Origin of the sequence: Streptomyces sp. NBC_01283 (assembly GCF_041435335.1) — a bacterium.
In the GTDB taxonomy this organism is placed as follows: Bacteria; Actinomycetota; Actinomycetes; order Streptomycetales; family Streptomycetaceae; genus Streptomyces.
The window spans coordinates 5,224,212-5,239,561 of record NZ_CP108430.1 but is presented as its reverse complement, the minus strand read 5'-3'; the positions used below and the strand labels follow the sequence as shown (position 1 = coordinate 5,239,561).

14 protein-coding genes are annotated in these 15,350 nt (G+C 70.0%); 7 read left to right on the top strand and 7 right to left on the bottom strand.

Translation table 11 applies throughout. The features are described from left to right. Nucleotides 1-53: 53 nt before the first annotated feature. From OG302_RS24015 to OG302_RS24000, 4 genes are all read right to left on the bottom strand, one after another. The gene (locus OG302_RS24015; protein ID WP_371528656.1) at nucleotides 54-1,181 is read right to left on the bottom strand and encodes an LLM class flavin-dependent oxidoreductase; all 1,128 of its coding nucleotides are present in this window, start codon (nucleotides 1,179-1,181) and stop codon (nucleotides 54-56) included. 122 nt (nucleotides 1,182-1,303) lie between these two features. Beyond that, entirely contained in the window at nucleotides 1,304-2,089 is a 786-nt protein-coding gene (locus tag OG302_RS24010; RefSeq protein WP_371528655.1) for an SDR family NAD(P)-dependent oxidoreductase, read from the bottom strand. Between the two features lie 64 nt (nucleotides 2,090-2,153). Next, nucleotides 2,154-3,113, bottom strand: a complete 960-nt coding sequence (locus OG302_RS24005) for an LLM class F420-dependent oxidoreductase (RefSeq protein WP_371528654.1) — start codon at nucleotides 3,111-3,113, stop codon at nucleotides 2,154-2,156. Between the two features lie 208 nt (nucleotides 3,114-3,321). Next, nucleotides 3,322-4,548: an amidohydrolase family protein gene (locus tag OG302_RS24000; protein WP_371750213.1), complete on the bottom strand. Its 1,227-nt coding sequence runs from the start codon at nucleotides 4,546-4,548 to the stop codon at nucleotides 3,322-3,324. Nucleotides 4,549-4,833: 285 nt separating this feature from the next. Between OG302_RS24000 and OG302_RS23995 the strand changes: the two genes are divergently transcribed. The 3 genes from OG302_RS23995 to OG302_RS23985 all read left to right on the top strand — a co-directional run bounded on the left by OG302_RS23995 (nucleotide 4,834) and on the right by OG302_RS23985 (nucleotide 8,616). Further along, nucleotides 4,834-7,782: a BTAD domain-containing putative transcriptional regulator gene (locus tag OG302_RS23995; RefSeq protein WP_371528653.1), complete on the top strand. Its 2,949-nt coding sequence runs from the start codon at nucleotides 4,834-4,836 to the stop codon at nucleotides 7,780-7,782. A gap of 213 nt (nucleotides 7,783-7,995) precedes the next feature. Beyond that, nucleotides 7,996-8,169: a sigma-like protein gene (locus OG302_RS23990; RefSeq protein WP_371528652.1), complete on the top strand. Its 174-nt coding sequence runs from the start codon at nucleotides 7,996-7,998 to the stop codon at nucleotides 8,167-8,169. Nucleotides 8,170-8,445: 276 nt separating this feature from the next. Then, a complete protein-coding gene (locus OG302_RS23985; RefSeq protein WP_361832306.1) occupies nucleotides 8,446-8,616 on the top strand; it encodes a hypothetical protein in 171 nt (56 codons plus the stop codon). An 87-nt stretch (nucleotides 8,617-8,703) separates the two neighbouring features. On the opposite strand, the gene OG302_RS23980 is transcribed toward OG302_RS23985, so the two are convergent. Beyond that, nucleotides 8,704-9,918, bottom strand: a complete 1,215-nt coding sequence (locus tag OG302_RS23980) for an amidohydrolase family protein (RefSeq protein ID WP_371528651.1) — start codon at nucleotides 9,916-9,918, stop codon at nucleotides 8,704-8,706. Between the two features lie 103 nt (nucleotides 9,919-10,021). On the opposite strand from OG302_RS23980, the gene OG302_RS23975 reads away from it, so the two are divergent. After that, entirely contained in the window at nucleotides 10,022-10,489 is a 468-nt protein-coding gene (locus OG302_RS23975; protein WP_371528650.1) for a MarR family winged helix-turn-helix transcriptional regulator, read from the top strand. 534 nt (nucleotides 10,490-11,023) lie between these two features. Here the strand turns inward: OG302_RS23975 and OG302_RS23970 are convergent. Then, nucleotides 11,024-12,058 carry an endonuclease domain-containing protein gene (locus OG302_RS23970; RefSeq protein WP_371528649.1) on the bottom strand — a complete coding sequence of 345 codons (1,035 nt, stop codon included), beginning with the start codon at nucleotides 12,056-12,058 and terminating at the stop codon, nucleotides 11,024-11,026. Nucleotides 12,059-12,301: 243 nt separating this feature from the next. Between OG302_RS23970 and OG302_RS23965 the strand changes: the two genes are divergently transcribed. Both OG302_RS23965 and OG302_RS23960 read left to right on the top strand, forming a co-directional pair. Then, the gene (locus OG302_RS23965; RefSeq protein ID WP_371528648.1) at nucleotides 12,302-12,922 is read left to right on the top strand and encodes a DJ-1/PfpI family protein; all 621 of its coding nucleotides are present in this window, start codon (nucleotides 12,302-12,304) and stop codon (nucleotides 12,920-12,922) included. 88 nt (nucleotides 12,923-13,010) lie between these two features. Further along, nucleotides 13,011-13,622, top strand: a complete 612-nt coding sequence (locus OG302_RS23960; RefSeq protein WP_371528647.1) for a hypothetical protein — start codon at nucleotides 13,011-13,013, stop codon at nucleotides 13,620-13,622. Between the two features lie 70 nt (nucleotides 13,623-13,692). On the opposite strand, the gene OG302_RS23955 is transcribed toward OG302_RS23960, so the two are convergent. Next, on the bottom strand, nucleotides 13,693-14,691 hold the full coding sequence (locus OG302_RS23955) for an alpha/beta fold hydrolase (protein WP_371528646.1): 999 nt from the start codon (nucleotides 14,689-14,691) through the stop codon (nucleotides 13,693-13,695). 270 nt (nucleotides 14,692-14,961) lie between these two features. Here OG302_RS23955 and OG302_RS23950 point away from each other — a divergent pair, with 270 nt between their 5' ends. Then, complete coding sequence (locus OG302_RS23950) at nucleotides 14,962-15,342, top strand: VOC family protein (protein ID WP_371528645.1); 381 nt, start codon at nucleotides 14,962-14,964, stop codon at nucleotides 15,340-15,342. Nucleotides 15,343-15,350 lie beyond the last annotated feature (8 nt).

The following is a 15,350-nucleotide window of genomic DNA, read 5'->3' as shown; positions in this document are numbered from 1 at the left end:
GGGTGCCCCGGCTCCCGTCCGGGAAGGGGAAGCCGGGGCAGCTGGGGGTTACTTCAGGAAGAGCCCGACTGCCGCATGCGGGTGGTGCGGTGCACGGGATCCGTGTCGATCTTCGGAATCACATGCTCACCGATCAGCTTGATCGTGTTCTTCGTGTCCTCGGGCGAGATCCCGATCGGAAGACCGAAGCTGAGCTGATCGGCCCCCGCCTGCTCCCACCGCTTGCACTGCGTGAGCACCTCGTCCGGGTCACCGCAGATCATCAGCTCCTCGGCGATGAGCAGCTCGATGATCTCCTCCGTGTACTCGGGCAGCAGCTCGGGCCACTCGGGAATGCCCTCGGGCCGGGGGAAGGTGTCGTGGTAGCGGAAGAGCAGCGACTGCAGATAGTTGAGCCCGCCGCTGACGGCTATCTCCACGGCCTTCTTGTGCGTCTCCGCGCAGATCGCGGTCGAGGTCACCATGACGTTGTCGTTGACGAAGGCACCGACCGGCTCGGCCTCCTTCACGGCCGCCTTGTACGACTCCAGGACCCACTCCATGTCGGAGACCTTCTGCACGCTGAAACCGAGGACCCCGAGCCCCTTCTTGCCGGCCATCGCGTACGAGGGCGGGGACCCGGCGGCGTACCACATGGCCGGGTGCGACTTCCCGTACGGCTTGGGCAGGATCTTGCGGGGCGGCAGCGACCAGTGTTTGCCCTGGAAGCCGACGTACTCGTCCTGGAGCCACATCTTGGGGAACTCGGCGATGGTCTCTTCCCAGAGTTCCTTGGTGTGGTTCATGTCGGTGATGCCCGGCATGAAGCCCAGAATCTCGTGCGACCCGGCACCGCGGCCCGACCCGAACTCGAAGCGGCCTTCGGAGAGATGGTCGAGCATGGCGACCTTCTCGGCGACCTTGACCGGGTGGTTCACCGGGGCGAGCGGGTTGAAGATGCCGGAGCCCAGGTGGATGCGGTCGGTCGCGTGGGCGAGATAGCCGAGGAAGACGTCATTGGCGGAGAGGTGCGAGTACTCCTCCAGGAAGTGGTGCTCGGAGGCCCAGGCGTACTTGAAGCCGGACTTGTCCGCCTGGATGACGTACTCGGTCTCCTCGATGAGTGCCTTGTGCTCGGCTTCGGGGTCGACCTTGGCCCGCTTGGCGGGCACGTATCCCTGTACAAAGAGACCGAATTCCAAGGAGGTTCACCATCCTCGTGAGTATCTGCGAGTTTCTGACGAACCGTCAGATCGTGATGCGTCGACTGTTCCACCGGCCGCGAGGACCGTCAATACCCGGGGGCACGACTACTGACGTTCCGTCAGACAATGCTGACGCCCGCGAGCCACCCGCCGTCGATGACGAACGGCTGCCCGGTGATGTACGCCGAGTCGCCCCCGGTCAGGAAGAGCGCCAGCGCGGCCACCTCCTCGGGCCTGCCGATCCGTCCGAGCGGCACGAGCTTCTTGTAGAGCTCGGCGACGGCCTCCCCCGCCTCGGTGGGGTCGGCGTTCGGGTCCAGCTGCGCGGGATTGGTCATCGGGGTGTCGACGGCCCCCGGGCAGACGGCGTTGACGCGGATGTTCCTGGCGGCGAGCTCCAGCGCGGCGACGCGGGTGAGCCCGAGGATGGCGTGCTTGGTCGCGGCGTACGCGCCGACGTACGCCATGCCCGTCATCGCCGTGTACGAGGCGGTGTTCACGATGGTCCCGCCGCCGGCGGCCCCGATCTCGGGCGCGACGTTGCGGATGCCGAGGAAGCAGCCGATCTGGTTGACCTGGATGATCTGCTGGAACTCTTCGAGCGGGGTGCTGACGAGTTCGTTGAAGCGCAGGATCCCGGCATTGTTGACGAGTCCGTCGATCTTCCCGAAGGCATCCTTGGCGGCGCCGACCGCCGCGACCCAGCCGGCCTCCTGGCCGACGTCCAGGTGCACGTACTTGGCCACGTCGGCGCCGAGTTCCTTGGCGAGGGCCTCGCCCTGGTCGTCGAGCACATCGGCGATGACGACCCGCGCCCCCTCGGCGGCGAAGAGCCGCGCCTCCTGCTCGCCCTGCCCGCGCGCCGCACCGGTGACGATGACGACGCGGCCGTCCAGCTTGCCCATACGAGTCTCCTCAGTCGAGCTGTCAGTTGCGGTGCGGGGTTTGTAAGTTGACGTACTTCCGGGGTCAGTTGAGGTGCGGGGCGACCTCGGCGGCGAACGCGGCCATCTGATCCGTGAGTTCGGTGCGGCCCCGGCTGCGGAACCGCACCTGGATCTGCTGCACGCCCATCGCCCCGTAGGCGCGCAGCGACTCCGCCAGGGCGTCCGGCTTCCCGCTCAGGGTGCGCCGCCCCACCGACCACGTCGGCTCCCCCACATAGAGGGGCTCGGCGATCGCCCCCACGACGGCGGGCTCCGCGACCCCCGCCTCTTCCCTGAGCCGCTTGAGCCTGGCGATCTGCGCGGGCAGCTTGTCGCGCGGGTCGCCCTGCGGCAGCCACCCGTCGCCGCGTACGGCGGCCCTGCGGACGGCGGCGGGCGAGGAACCGCCCACCCAGATGGGCACGTGGGACTGCGCGGGGCGCGGCTGCTGGCCGAGCCCGCCGAAGTCGTAGTGCTCTCCGTGGTGTTCGGGGTACTCCTCGGGGCCGAGGGCAGCCCTGAGTGCGTCGACGGTCTCGTCGAGCACGGGCCCGCGCCGCTCGAAGTCGGCGCCGACGGCGTCGAATTCCTCCTGTACGTGCCCCGCCCCGACCCCCAGGATCAGCCGTCCGCCGCTGAGCCGGTCCAGGGTGGCGTACTGCTTGGCGCCGACCAGCGGATGCCGGAGCCCGACGACGGCGACATGGCTCATCAGCCGTACGTTCTCGGTGATTCCGGCGAGGAAGGAGAGCGTGGCCACCGGGTCGTACCAGACCGTGCTCATGGTGTCGGCGAGCCGCCGCGGGATGGCCACGTGGTCGCAGCTAGCGATGTACGCGAAGCCGCTCCGGTCGGCGGTGCGGGCGATCTCGGCGAGGTCGTCCACGGTGGCGTCCGCCTCCCACGCCTCCGCGTACATGACGCTCTGCGACTGGATCGGGAGCTGCATCCCGTAGACCAGTCGCCCCTGCGGGAAGATGTGCGCCAGCGCGTTGGCAGCCATGGGAACCCAGCCCCTCACCTAGACCTGACGGTTCGTCACAAACGAAGACGGGCCCATCGTCGTAGCTGACGGATCGTCAGGCAAGAGGTCGGCGGCGACTGCCCGAAGGTGCCGGGCCCTCAGCCGGCCGCCGTTGGGCCACCGGCCAGGCACCCGGAAGCGGGGCACCCGCGGCCTCGCAGGTGCCCCGCCCTCGCCCCGCCTTCCCTTACGCCCCGGGCCCCGCCCACAGCCCGTCGCCAGTCAGACCGAGCAGGTCGATGGCGTTGCCCCGCACGATCCGGTCGACCACGTCGGGCGCCAGGTGCCCCATCTGGGACTCACCGACCTCCCGGGACTTGGGCCAGGTGGAGTCGGAGTGCGGATAGTCGGTCTCGTAGAGGACGTTCCCGACGCCGATCGCGTCGAGGTTCCGCAGCCCGAAGGCGTCGTCGAAGAAGCAGCCGTACACGTGCTCGGTGAAGAGCTCGGACGGCGGGCGGTGCACCTTGTCGGCGACCCCGCCCCAGCCGCGGTTCTCCTCCCAGACCACGTCCGCGCGCTCCAGGATGTACGGGATCCACCCGATCTGCCCCTCGGCATACATGATCTTGAGGTTCGGGAAGCGCTCGAACTTGCCGCTCATCAGCCAGTCGACCATCGAGAAACAGCAGTTGGCGAAGGTGATCGTGGATCCCACGGCGGGCGGCGCGTCCGCCGACGTGCTCGGCATCTTGCTGCTCGACCCGATGTGCATGGCGATGACGGTGCCGGTCTCGTCGCAGGCCCGCAGGAAGGGGTCCCACTCGTCGGTGTGGATGGAGGGCAGGCCCAGGTGGGGCGGTATCTCGGAGAAAGCGACGGCGCGCACGCCTCGGGCGGCGTTGCGGCGGACCTCGGCGGCGGCGAGTTCGGCATCCCAGAGCGGAATGAGAGTGAGGGGGATGAGCCGGCCGCGCGCCTCCGGGCCGCACCACTCGTCCACCATCCAGTCGTTGTAGGCGCGCACGCTGAGCAGACCGAGCTCGCGGTCCTTGGCCTCGGTGAACGTCTGCCCGCAGAAGCGGGGGAAGGTGGGGAAGCAGAGGGCGGACTGGACGTGGTTGACGTCCATGTCGGCGAGGCGGTCGGGCACGCTGAAGGACCCCGGGCGCATCTGCTCGTACGTGATGACCTCAAGCTTGATCTCGTCCCGGTCGTAACCGACGGAGGTGTCGAGACGGGTGAGGGGCCGATGCAGGTCCTCGTAGATCCACCAGTCACCTATGGGGCCTTCATCCCCCTTCGCCCCCATGATGGGTGCGAACTTCCCGCCCAGAAACGTCATTTCCTTCAGGGGTGCCCGGACGACGCGCGGCCCGCTGTCCTGGTACTTCGACGGCAGCCGGTCCCGCCAGACATGGGCGGGCTCAACGGTGTGGTCGTCCACCGAGATGATCCTCGGGAACGTCGGCAAGGTCTCAGTGGTCTCCATGTGGTCCACGGTAGCGCCGATCTGACGACCCGTCAGCTCCTCGACGGGCATCGGTACGCGGACTGTCGCGGAAGCCTGTGTGCGTGGACCCTGTGAGAGCCGTCTCCCGGAGCTGACGCATCCGCCATGAACAAGGCAAACTGGCGGGGAGCAAGAGCCAGGCGGAGAACGGAAACAGACAAAGAGCGACAATCGCGGGCAGGGCAGGCCCGCGGCGCATGACCAGGCACGGTGACGGCCGGGTACGTCAGGGCAGCAGGGGGAGCGATGGACGGTGTACCGCGAGTACCGGACCAACGGCGTCCGGCCCCGGGGAACGCCCCCGAGGAACTGAGACCGCACTTCAGCGTGCTCGGCCCCGTACGCGCATGGCACGGCGCCGAGCAGCTCTCCATGGGCTCTCCGCAGCAGCGCGCGCTGCTCGCGGCGCTCCTGCTGCGTGACGGCCGCACGGCGACGGCGCACGAACTGATCGACGCCCTGTGGGGCGAGGAGCCGCCCTCGCAGGCGCTGGCCGCGGTCCGCACGTACGCCTCGCGGCTGCGCAAGGTACTGCCCGCCGGCGTCCTGGTCAGCGAGTCGGGCGGGTACGCGATCGCGGTGGCCGACGGCGCGCTCGACCTGGCGCTCGCCGAGGACCTGTGGGCTGAGGCGGAGAAGGCGCGCGGCGTGGCCGACCTCTGCCAGGCGCGCTCCCTGGCCAACAAGGCGCTGGGCCTCTGGGACGGCGAACCCCTGGCGAACGTCCCCGGGCCGTACGCGGAAACGGAACGCACCCGCCTTGAGGAGTGGCGCCTCCAGCTCCTGGAATCCCGCCTGGACATGGACCTGGAGGCCGGCTGCCACGCCGAAGCCGTCTCGGAGCTCACGGCCCTCACGGCGGCGCACCCCCTCCGCGAACGCCTGCGCGAACTGCTCATGCTGGCGCTGTACCGCAGCGGACGCCAGGCGGAGGCCCTCGCCGTCTACGCGGACACCCGCCGCCTCCTCGCCGACGAACTGGGAGTGGACCCGCGCCCGGGTCTGAAGGAACTCCAGCAGCGCATCCTCCAGGCGGACCCGGCGCTCGCGGGAGCCCCGGCGTCGACCCCGGAACCGGCCGCAGCGGTGGTGCGGCCCGCCCAACTGCCCGCTACCGTCCCGGACTTCACGGGCCGCGCGTCCTTCGTGTCGGAACTGAGCGAGATCCTGTCGGCGGCCGAGGGCCGCGTGATGGCGGTCTCCGCGCTCGCGGGAATCGGCGGCGTGGGCAAGACGACCCTCGCAGTCCACGTGGCACACGTGGCCCGGACGCACTTCCCCGACGGACAGCTCTACGTGGACCTCCAGGGCGCGGGCGCGCGAGCGGCCGAACCGGAAACCGTCCTGGGCGCCTTCCTCCGCGCCCTGGGAACGGCGGACTCGGCGATCCCCGACTCCCTGGAGGAGCGGGCGGCGCTGTACCGCTCGGTGCTCGACGGCCGCAGGGTGCTGGTGGTCCTGGACAACGCGCGCGACGCGGCCCAGGTACGTCCGCTGCTCCCCGGCATGGAGGGCTGCGCGGCACTCGTGACCAGCCGCATCCGCATGGTGGACCTCGCCGGGGCGCACCTCGTCGACCTGGACGTCATGTCCCCCGAGGAGGCCCTCCTCCTCTTCACCCGGATCGTCGGCGAGGAGAGGGTGACGTCGGAGCGCAAGGCCGCGCTCGACGTGGTCGCGGCCTGCGGCTTCCTCCCCCTGGCGATCCGCATCGCCGCCTCCCGCCTGGCGGCCCGTCGTACGTGGACGGTCTCGACCCTCGCCGCGAAGCTGGCGGACGAACGGCGCCGCCTGGACGAACTCCAGGCGGGCGACCTGGCGGTCAAGGCGACGTTCGAACTGGGCTACGGCCAGCTGGAGCCCGCGCAGGCCCGCGCGTTCCGCCTGCTGGGCCTGGCGGACGGCCCGGACCTCTCGCTCGCCGCTGCCGCCGCGGTGCTCGACCTGCCGGCCGAGGAGGCGGAGGACCTGCTCGAATCCCTGGTCGACACGTCCCTGGTCGAATCGGCGGCCCCGGGCCGCTACCGCTACCACGACCTGGTCCGGCTCTACGCGCGTGCGTGCGCCGAGCGGGAACTCCCGGCGGACGAGCGGGAGGCGGCGACGTCACGGCTGCTGGACTTCTATCTGGCCACGGCGGCACGGGTGTACGCGATAGAACGGCCCGGCGACCGGACGGCGGACCACCTGGAGACGACCCCGCAGGTCGGCCTGGAGTTCAGCGACGGCGCCAAGGCGTTCGACTGGCTGCACGCGGAGGCCTCCTGCATCCTGGCCTGCATCCAGCAGTCGCTGAGGCCCGGCAGTCTGCAGCGCGCGGTGGACCTGCTGCTCGCCGCGAAGGACCTGGCCGAGTCCGGCGCGAGTTCGCACCGGTACGAGGTCGCCACCCGCATGGCGCGCGAGGCAGCGGCCGCCGAAGGGAACGCACGCGCCGAGGGGCGGGCCCGGGTCAGCCTGGCGCAGGTGCTCAACAAGTTCGGGCGCTTCGACGACGCCGCCGAGGAACTCGAGTACGCCGCCGCGCTCGCCGAGGAATCCAAGGACCCCTGGACCAGCGGGAACGCCCTCAACGAACAGGGCATCGTCAACAACTGCATCAACAACCCGTCCGCGAGCGAGACATACCTCCTCGAAGCGATCGCCGTCTTCCGGGGCGACGGCAACCGCCACAGCGAGGCCAGCGCGCTGTGCAACCTCTCGCGGGCCCTCCTAGCGATGGGTCGCACTGCGAAGTCCATCGATCTGGCCCGGCAGGGAATGGCCATCTACGGCGACCTCGGCGTCACCTTCCGGCTGGCCAACGCCAAGTACACCCTCGGGCTCGCCCTCAGCCAGGCGGGCCGCCACCCCGAAGCCCTCGACCAGCTTGAGGACGCCCGGCGGATCTTCGAGGTGAACCGCCAGCGCCTGTGGCAGGGAGCGACCCACTACCGCATCGCCCAGGTCCACTTCGCGGCTCTCCGCCCGGCACAGGCGGCTCAGCACGCGGAGCAGGCCCTGAGCACCGGCTGCGTCGGCGGCGACTGGATGCGCGCGAACGTCCTGACGATCCTGGGCAGGGCTCTGGACAACCTCGGGCAGGTCGACCGCGCACGGGCCTGCTGGCGCGAGGCCCTCACCATCCACGAGGCGGCGGGCGCGCCCGAAGCGGCTCAGGTACAGCACCTCCTCAAGCCGGTCGCCGCGGTCTGACCGCCCTCCAGGGGCATTCCCACGGGCGTTCATCGAACGTTTATGGGCGGCTGCCACTCTCATGGAGTCGATCCGTCGCGTCGGGGGGCAGACGGGTCGCAAGGGCCCTTTGGATACAGTGAGCGGCCCAAACGCCCGTTCGGCGACCCTCGGGGGAGTTGCCGAACGGGCGTATCCGATGTCAGGCCCCAGCAATTCCATAGGAGTTGTCACATGAGCGAGATCAACAAGAACGACATCACGACCATGGGCGAGGGCCACACGCCGGCTCCGCCGAAGGACGGCACCGCGACCACGCAGGGCGAGGGCCACACGCCTGCCCCGCCGAAGGACGGCACGGTGACCACGCTGGGTGAGGGCCACACGCCCGCCCCGCCCAAGGACTGACCCAGGACCTATATCCCGACGGGGGACGATCGGCCGCGGTGGCGCGGAGGGGGAGCCACCGCGGCCGATGCATGTCCCGGGGGGCGTTACGGGGTGGAACGGCTGGCGCCGGGCATTACTCGATGGAAGGGCTCGCGCCACGCGGCGCCGAGCGTTAAGGGATGGACCGGCTGGCGCCACGCAGCGCCGAGCGACGGAACCGAGCATTCAGCTGCCCCGTCACTAGGGTCACTTGACGCTGATAGTCCACTAGTCCGCCTCATCAAGGGAGTTGGCATGACTCGCGCCAAGAAGATCCTCGTCATCGTGGCCGTCGCGACCGCCACCGCCGTCGGGGCCGCCGCTCCGGCCCTCGCCGAGGGACACAGCCCGGTACCGCCGGGTGGCGACCACATAGCCGTCAGCCCGCTCGGCGACGGGCATACGCCGACCATGCCGCAGGACTGACCTCAGGCGGGCCACCCGCCACCCCGATGGGGCCGAAGCATCCGCCCGGCCCCATCGCACTGTCCGCGCCCCGCCCTCGGAGGGCGGTCAGTCCGCGAGACGGGCGCCGCGGCGCCAGATGGCGCGGGTGTTGAGGGTGTCGCCGATGTCGCTGGTCGGATCGCCGTCGACCAGCAGGAGGTCGGCGCGGAGCCCCTCGGCGATACGGCCCCGGTCGCCGAGGCGGAAGCGCCGGGCCGTGGTCGCCGTGGCCGCGCGCAGGGCGCGTGCGGGCGTGAGGCCGGCTGCCACCAGGTACTGCAGTTCGTGGTGCAGGCTCGCTCCGTGCGCCAGACCCCCGAAGAACGTCTCGGACATGGACACGTCGGTACCGGCCAGCACGTCGACGCCGGCGGCCTCCAGGGCACGCACGGTGTCGTACACGTCGTCGAGCTTGCCCTGCGGGTAGCGGTTGTAGCTGGACCGCAGGGTCTCGTCCCACTTGCTGTCGAGGCGCGCGGCGACCCGGGGGTCGTCGGCGAGTTCGCTGCCGGTGATCCCCATCATCGAGGCGTTGAGGCTGATGCAGGGAACGACGAACATGCCGGCGTCCTTGATGAGACCGATGATCTCGGCAGTGTGCGGCTGGTCCATGAACACATGCGCGAGACCGTCGATACCGGCCTCGGCGGCCATCCTGGTGGCCTCCACGGTCAGCGCGTGAGCCACGGTGAGAGCCCCGTACTTCTTGGCTTCCGCCACACCGGCGTTCACGGTGGCCTGGTCGAGCATGGGCAGCCCGGGGTGCCCCTCCACGCTGCCGTCATCGATCATGAACTTGATGAAGTCGGACCCCCGGGCCAGCAGCTGAGGCACGAAGGCAGCCGCCTCCTCCGGCGTGCTGGAGAACGGCATCAGGGGCATCACCGGGGGCAGCTCCCACTTCGGCCGGAACCCTTCGGGCATCAGCTCGCTCGGGTGTCCCCCGGGCGGCGTGATACCGAAACCGGCGGAGCGCACGTCGGCAACGGTGTCGTCATCGGTGATGGCCCCCCGGTTCTCCCGGGTGTTCATCCCCTGCATCTCCAGCTCGGTCGTCACCCCGAACCGCAGGGCGAGCGCCAGGGATCCCGGGGCGGAATGAACATGGGCGTCGATGAGCCCCGGCAGCAACGTGGCACCACTGCCGTCAACAATTTCGCTGCCCCGTGGAGCCTCACCACCGACACGGGCGATCCGCCCGCCGTCGATGACCACGGTCTGCACGCCGACGGCCTTCTCCCCGTCGAAGACCCGGGCGTTCGTGATCGCGGTAAGTGCCACAGGAGCCACCTCATGTCCTTGCTCTTTCACATTTACATACCCGATGCTATGCACATACCTATCACCATGCAACTGCACACCCCGCACCCCTACACTCGGACACATGAGCAGCGCGTCTTCCCCCGAGCAGCCGGCCGACGACCCGGCGCTGGACCAGATCGGCCCGGCCCTGTCCCGTCTGCGCCGCCGCGCGCCCGCTTCACCCAAGGACCTCTCGCGCAACCTCGTGCTCAACGTGATCGCCGACGCTCCGGGCGAGACGACCGTCGGCGGCCTCGCCGCCGAGATGGGCGTCGCCCAGCCGGTGGCCAGCCGGACCGTGGCGGCGTGCATCGACGACGGACTGCTGCGCCGCGCGGCATCCCAGGCCGACGGCCGCCGCACCGTGCTGGAACTCACCGAGCACGGCGAGGCCGAACGCGCCCGCTTCGCCGCCGAACAGCGAAAGGCCTTCCAGGAAATCACCGCGACCTGGCCCCCGGAGGACCAGGTCACATTCGCCCGCCTCTTGGTCCGCTACGGCACCGACGCCACGGCTTGGTCCAAAACCCAGCCCCAGAACCGGACTTGACGATGCCGACGGGCGGCGGCCTTGGCCGAGGTCGGCCCGGGCGGCAGTAGCCGATGTCGGTGGGGGGCGGCTGGTTGGCGCGGCCTGCAGGAAACTCCCACGCCCAGCGGGCAGCCAGCACCCCACCCCAGTACGGGCTGACGCCGACGCCCAGGAGTGGACCCAGGGCGGCCGATTGGCGCCACCTGCAAGAAATTCCCACGCCCAGCGGGCAAACAGCGCCCCACCCCGGGACTTTCTTGCACCCCACCCCTCTGCACCCTTCCCAACCCCTCTCCCCCCCACCCCCACCCCCGCCATTCGACCGAGCAGCGCGACTGATGCGATCTCCGTGACGCTCACATCGAAAATCGACGCTCGCACCAGAAGAACCAGTCCGCACCCGGCAGGCAACCCGTCGCCGCCATCCACCCCACCCGCCCCTACGCCCCTCCCCCGGCCGCCCGGTCAACCAGCGTTCCTGAGGTGGAGGTGGGGCAGTCAAGGGTGGAGCGGAGCGGAATCGGCGGAGCCGACGCGACGCAGGAGCGCCCTTTACTGGGCCGCCGAAACCGCCACACTTCCGAGCACCGGGCGGCCCCGGCCACCTCCCGACCCCGGCGCATCGCAGCCCCCGCCCCTCGCGCGGCCCACCGCCGCCCGCACCTTCGCCACGAACGCCTCCGGTGCGCCGAAGACCTCCTCGGCGCCGAAGCGCAGCAGCACTCGGACTTCGGGGCACGACGCGAGGTCGTTGTACCGGGCCAGGTCCCGGCGGTGGGCCTCGCGGGTGCCGTGGTAGGCGTAACCCTCGATCTCGACCACCACGCCCTCCCCCCGGAAGAGGAAGTCCGGGCGCAGCAGGCGGCCCGACGGCGTCAAGATCTCTGCCTGGGTCTCCGGGCACAGCCCCGCATCACGCATCCGGAGCCGCGCGACCGTCTCCGCAGGTGAGCCCGCCCCCGGGTCGGCAAGCGCCAGCCACCGCCGCGCCCTCACCACCCCGGCCGCCCCCGCCACCGGCGGCGCGTCCAACGCCTCGGCCACGGCATCGACACCGCCGATCAACGGTCCCCGCCGACAACGCCCGCCGTACCGGCGGCTGCTCAGCGCCGAGTCGAGCGCCACCAGGGCGTCCTCCCTCGGGCCACCGCGCAGCAGATCCGCCAGCGTACGCACGACCGTCGTCACTCTGAGATCCCCCACCACAGCGGTCCCGCCCGGCGGCAGCGGAAGCCAGTGGACGCGAGCGCCAACCTTGCGACGTGTTCCCAGTGGGTCAGTGAACTCCAGCTCCTCCCGCAGCACTTCGATGTGCCACAGCGCCGCCGCCGACCGGTGGCTCGCCACCAGGCCCGGCATCGTCAACTGCCCGGCCCAGAGACGCACCGCGAGATCGACCGTGCGCCCCGGTTCCGCCCAGCCGCCTCCCGGAATACGCGTCCACCCCTCAGCCGCCAGGCTTCTGGACAGCGCGCTCGCCGACCAACCCGCCTCCCTGGCCCAGCGCGTGAGCAGCACCCCCTCGACAGCCAACTCCCCAAGCCCACCCCGCTCCCCCGCACTCTTCGGCTCCCTCGAACCCCCCATGACCACAGACTGCCGCACACCGGCCTCACGAGTTTCAGCCTGTGGATAACCACGCCCCTGTGGATAACCACGGCTCCCACCGTCCACTCGCAAGGCGCACCGTGGCAGGAAAGGTGGGCTGCTCGTCATTGCGGACATCGGGGTGCGACACAAGACTTGAGACACGGCTCGGAACACGACCACACGACGCCGCACCGCCCACCGCACACCGCACACCGCACACCGCATCCGGGAAGGGACCCCATGCAGATCGCGATCCTCCTCTACGACAAGTTCACCGTCCTCGACGCGATCGGCCCCTTCCAGACCCTCGCCGGGCTGCCCGGCGCCGAAGTCGTCTTCGTCGCCGAGGAGGCCGGTCCCGTACTCGACGACACCCGGAACCTCTCCCTCCTCGCCACCAAGTCCCTCGCCGAGGTGAGCAGCCCGGACATCGTCGTCGTACCCGGGAGCCCCGAGCCCGACCTGGAGAACGAGGCCGTCCTCGACTGGCTGCGGGCCGTCGACGCGACCACCACCTGGACGACATCCGTCTGCACCGGCTCCCTCATCCTCGCGGCCGCGGGCCTCCTCAAGGGCCGCCGCGCCACGTCGCATTGGCTGGCGCTGGAGCAGATCAGGCAGTTCGGTGTCGATTCGACCGGGCAGCGCGTCGTCTTCGACGGGAAGTACGTCACCGGCGCAGGCGTCTCCGCCGGGATCGACATGGGCCTCACCCTCGCCGGGAAGATCGCGGGCGACGAGCACGCGCAGACCGTACAGCTGCTCATCGAGTACGACCCCCAGCCGCCGTACGACGCCGGCTCACCGGAGAAGGCCCCGGCCGCAATCGTGGAGAAGTTCCGGGCGCAGACCGTCTCCTAGCCGCCCTCCGCCCTCAGCCCTCAGCCCTCAGCACAGACCGTGTCCTGGTCGTGTCCCGGGCGGGACTTGCACCTGACACAGTCTCCGCATGGTCACCTCGAAGCAGCGGCGGCGTCTCGGCACGGCATCCGTCCTCCTCATGGGCGCCGCCATCACCTCACTCACCGCCTGCGGCACGTCCCGGCACGACGCCACCGCAGCCTCTCCCACCGCACCCTCCCCCACCTCCTCCCACAGCGGCGCGTCCAGCGGCGCCTCCCCGTACGTGGAACCCGGTGTCGTCGACGGCGCACCCCACAACGGGGAGAGCAACGCCTACCGCCAACCCGGCGACATGTCCCCGGCGGGCGAGGAAGCGGCCCAGGCCGAGGCTGCCCGCATGGCGCCCGTCCTCAAGCGCCTGCACGGCAAGGGGAAATGGGACCCGGAGAGCGTGCGGGCAGCCCTCACCGGTGAGCTCGGGTACGAGGTCGTGGAGTACGGCGGCAAGGGCAAGGTCCTCGGCGGCGAACTCATCGTCCAGGAGATGCGATCGCGCTACGAGAACGGCGAGTACGTCACCCCCGAGGGCACCATGATCGGCCTACGCGTACGCGAGGACGCCTGCGTCACCGCCTTCGTGCAGCCGAGCAACTCTGAGGCGAAGGCCAACGGCCCCTTCATGGAAACCGGATGCATGGAACCGCCCATCGGCCACTGACCTCACGCCACGCAGACACCCAGCCACACGCCACGTCCCGTCACAACACGTCCCGCCACGCCACACAACCTCACACCGCCTTCAGCCACTCCACGAGCAGCCGGTTCACCTCGTAGGCCCGCTCCTGCTGCACCCAGTGCCCGCAGCCTTCGAGGATGTGCGAGGACGCCAGGCCGGGCAGGGTCTCCGGGTACGCCTTGATCGCGTCCGCCAGCCACGTCGTCGACGCGTCCTGGTCGCCGCCGATGAACAGTGACGGCTGGACGATCGGCGCCCCGTCCCACGCCGCAAGGTCCTCCCAGTCACGGTCGACGTTGCGGTAGCGGTTGAGCGCGCCGGTCAGGCCGGTGCGCTCGAACTCGGCCGCGTAGAAGTCGAGATCGGCCTCCGTCAGCCAGGAGGGGAGGGGCTGACCGGCGTGACCGGCCTGACCCTCTCCAGCCGGGAACCGGTCCGACATCCTTCCGCCCGGAGCCACGAAGTGGAGGCTCGGACCGTCGGCCGCCGACGGCATCGTGTCGGCGGAGAGACTCGCGTAGAACCCCGCGAGCCATCCACGCACATCAGGCTCGATCTCCGCCTCCGCCCTGCCCTCCTCCTGGAAGTAGCTGACGTAGAACTCCTCGTCGCCGCCGATCGCCGCGAAGGCGTCGGTCGGCCGGAAGCCGTTCCTCGGAGCGTACGGAACGCTCAGCAGGCCCACCGCGGTGAAGACATCCGGCTTGAGCAGCGCGGAGTTGGCGGCGATGGCCGATCCCCAGTCGTGCCCCACGATCGTCGCGGACTCCTCGCCCAGCGCGCGTACGACCCCGACGTTGTCGGCGACATGCTCCGTCATCCGGTACGCGGCCACCTCACGCGGCTTCGACGAGCGCCCGTAGCCACGCACGTCGATCGCCACCGCACGGAAGCCCGCCTCGGCGAGCACGGGGAGCTGGTGGCGCCACGAGTACCAGGACTCGGGAAAGCCGTGCACCAGGAGAACGAGCGGGCCCGTGCCCTGCTCCACCAGATGGATCCGCCCACCGGGGACGTCCACCAGTCGGTGATGCTGCGGGTAATGCGTCACGTTTCCTCCCGGACCGAAGTCAGAAATCGGAAATCCGGAATCCGGAATCCGGAATCCGGATCCACGGACACGTCCACGGACACGTCCGCGTACACGTACACGTACAGAACAACCGCGTACGCCGTGATCCTGATCCTGTCCCCCCACCTCCCCCACCCGCGAGCAACTTTGCCGATTCGGCAAATGGCTCACCAGTGCAGCGCAGTACAGCGCCCCCCGCAGCCGAAAACCCTTTGGACACCCCCGCGCCCCTCCCCGATAGTGCGGCGCATGAGCTCTCTCGTGCGCCACCTCACGTTCGACTGTTCCGACGCCTATCGTCAGGGCACCTTCTGGGCCGGGGTTCTCGGCGGGAAGATCGCCGACGACGACTTTCCCGGGGATCCCGAAGCCCTCGTCACGGCCGAGGGTGTCACTCTGCTCTTCGTCACCGTGCCCGACGCCAAGTCCGTCAAGAATCGCGTGCACATAGACCTTCAGCCGCAGGACCGCACCCGTGACGAGGAGGTCGAGCGGCTCCTGGAGCTGGGTGCGAAGGTCGTGGGCGATCACCGCAAGCCCAACGGGCGCGGCTGGGTCACTCTCAGCGACCTGGAAGGCAATGAGTTCTGCGTCGAGTGCAGCGCCGCCGAACGCGGCGAGAGTAGTTAGACAGGCGG

Bases quoted from the DNA above. Each gene is read 5' to 3' on its own strand.
- OG302_RS24010 (WP_371528655.1), bottom strand. From the start codon at position 2,089: ATGGGCAAGCTGGACGGCCGCGTCGTCATCGTCACCGGTGCGGCGCGC.
- OG302_RS24005 (WP_371528654.1), bottom strand. From the start codon at position 3,113: ATGGCTGCCAACGCGCTGGCGCACATCTTCCCGCAGGGGCGACTGGTC.
- OG302_RS23995 (WP_371528653.1), top strand. From the start codon at position 4,834: ATGGACGGTGTACCGCGAGTACCGGACCAACGGCGTCCGGCCCCGGGG.
- OG302_RS23990 (WP_371528652.1), top strand. From the start codon at position 7,996: ATGAGCGAGATCAACAAGAACGACATCACGACCATGGGCGAGGGCCAC.
- OG302_RS23985 (WP_361832306.1), top strand. From the start codon at position 8,446: ATGACTCGCGCCAAGAAGATCCTCGTCATCGTGGCCGTCGCGACCGCC.
- OG302_RS23975 (WP_371528650.1), top strand. From the start codon at position 10,022: ATGAGCAGCGCGTCTTCCCCCGAGCAGCCGGCCGACGACCCGGCGCTG.
- OG302_RS23970 (WP_371528649.1), bottom strand. From the start codon at position 12,058: ATGGGGGGTTCGAGGGAGCCGAAGAGTGCGGGGGAGCGGGGTGGGCTT.
- OG302_RS23965 (WP_371528648.1), top strand. From the start codon at position 12,302: ATGCAGATCGCGATCCTCCTCTACGACAAGTTCACCGTCCTCGACGCG.
- OG302_RS23960 (WP_371528647.1), top strand. From the start codon at position 13,011: ATGGTCACCTCGAAGCAGCGGCGGCGTCTCGGCACGGCATCCGTCCTC.
- OG302_RS23950 (WP_371528645.1), top strand. From the start codon at position 14,962: ATGAGCTCTCTCGTGCGCCACCTCACGTTCGACTGTTCCGACGCCTAT.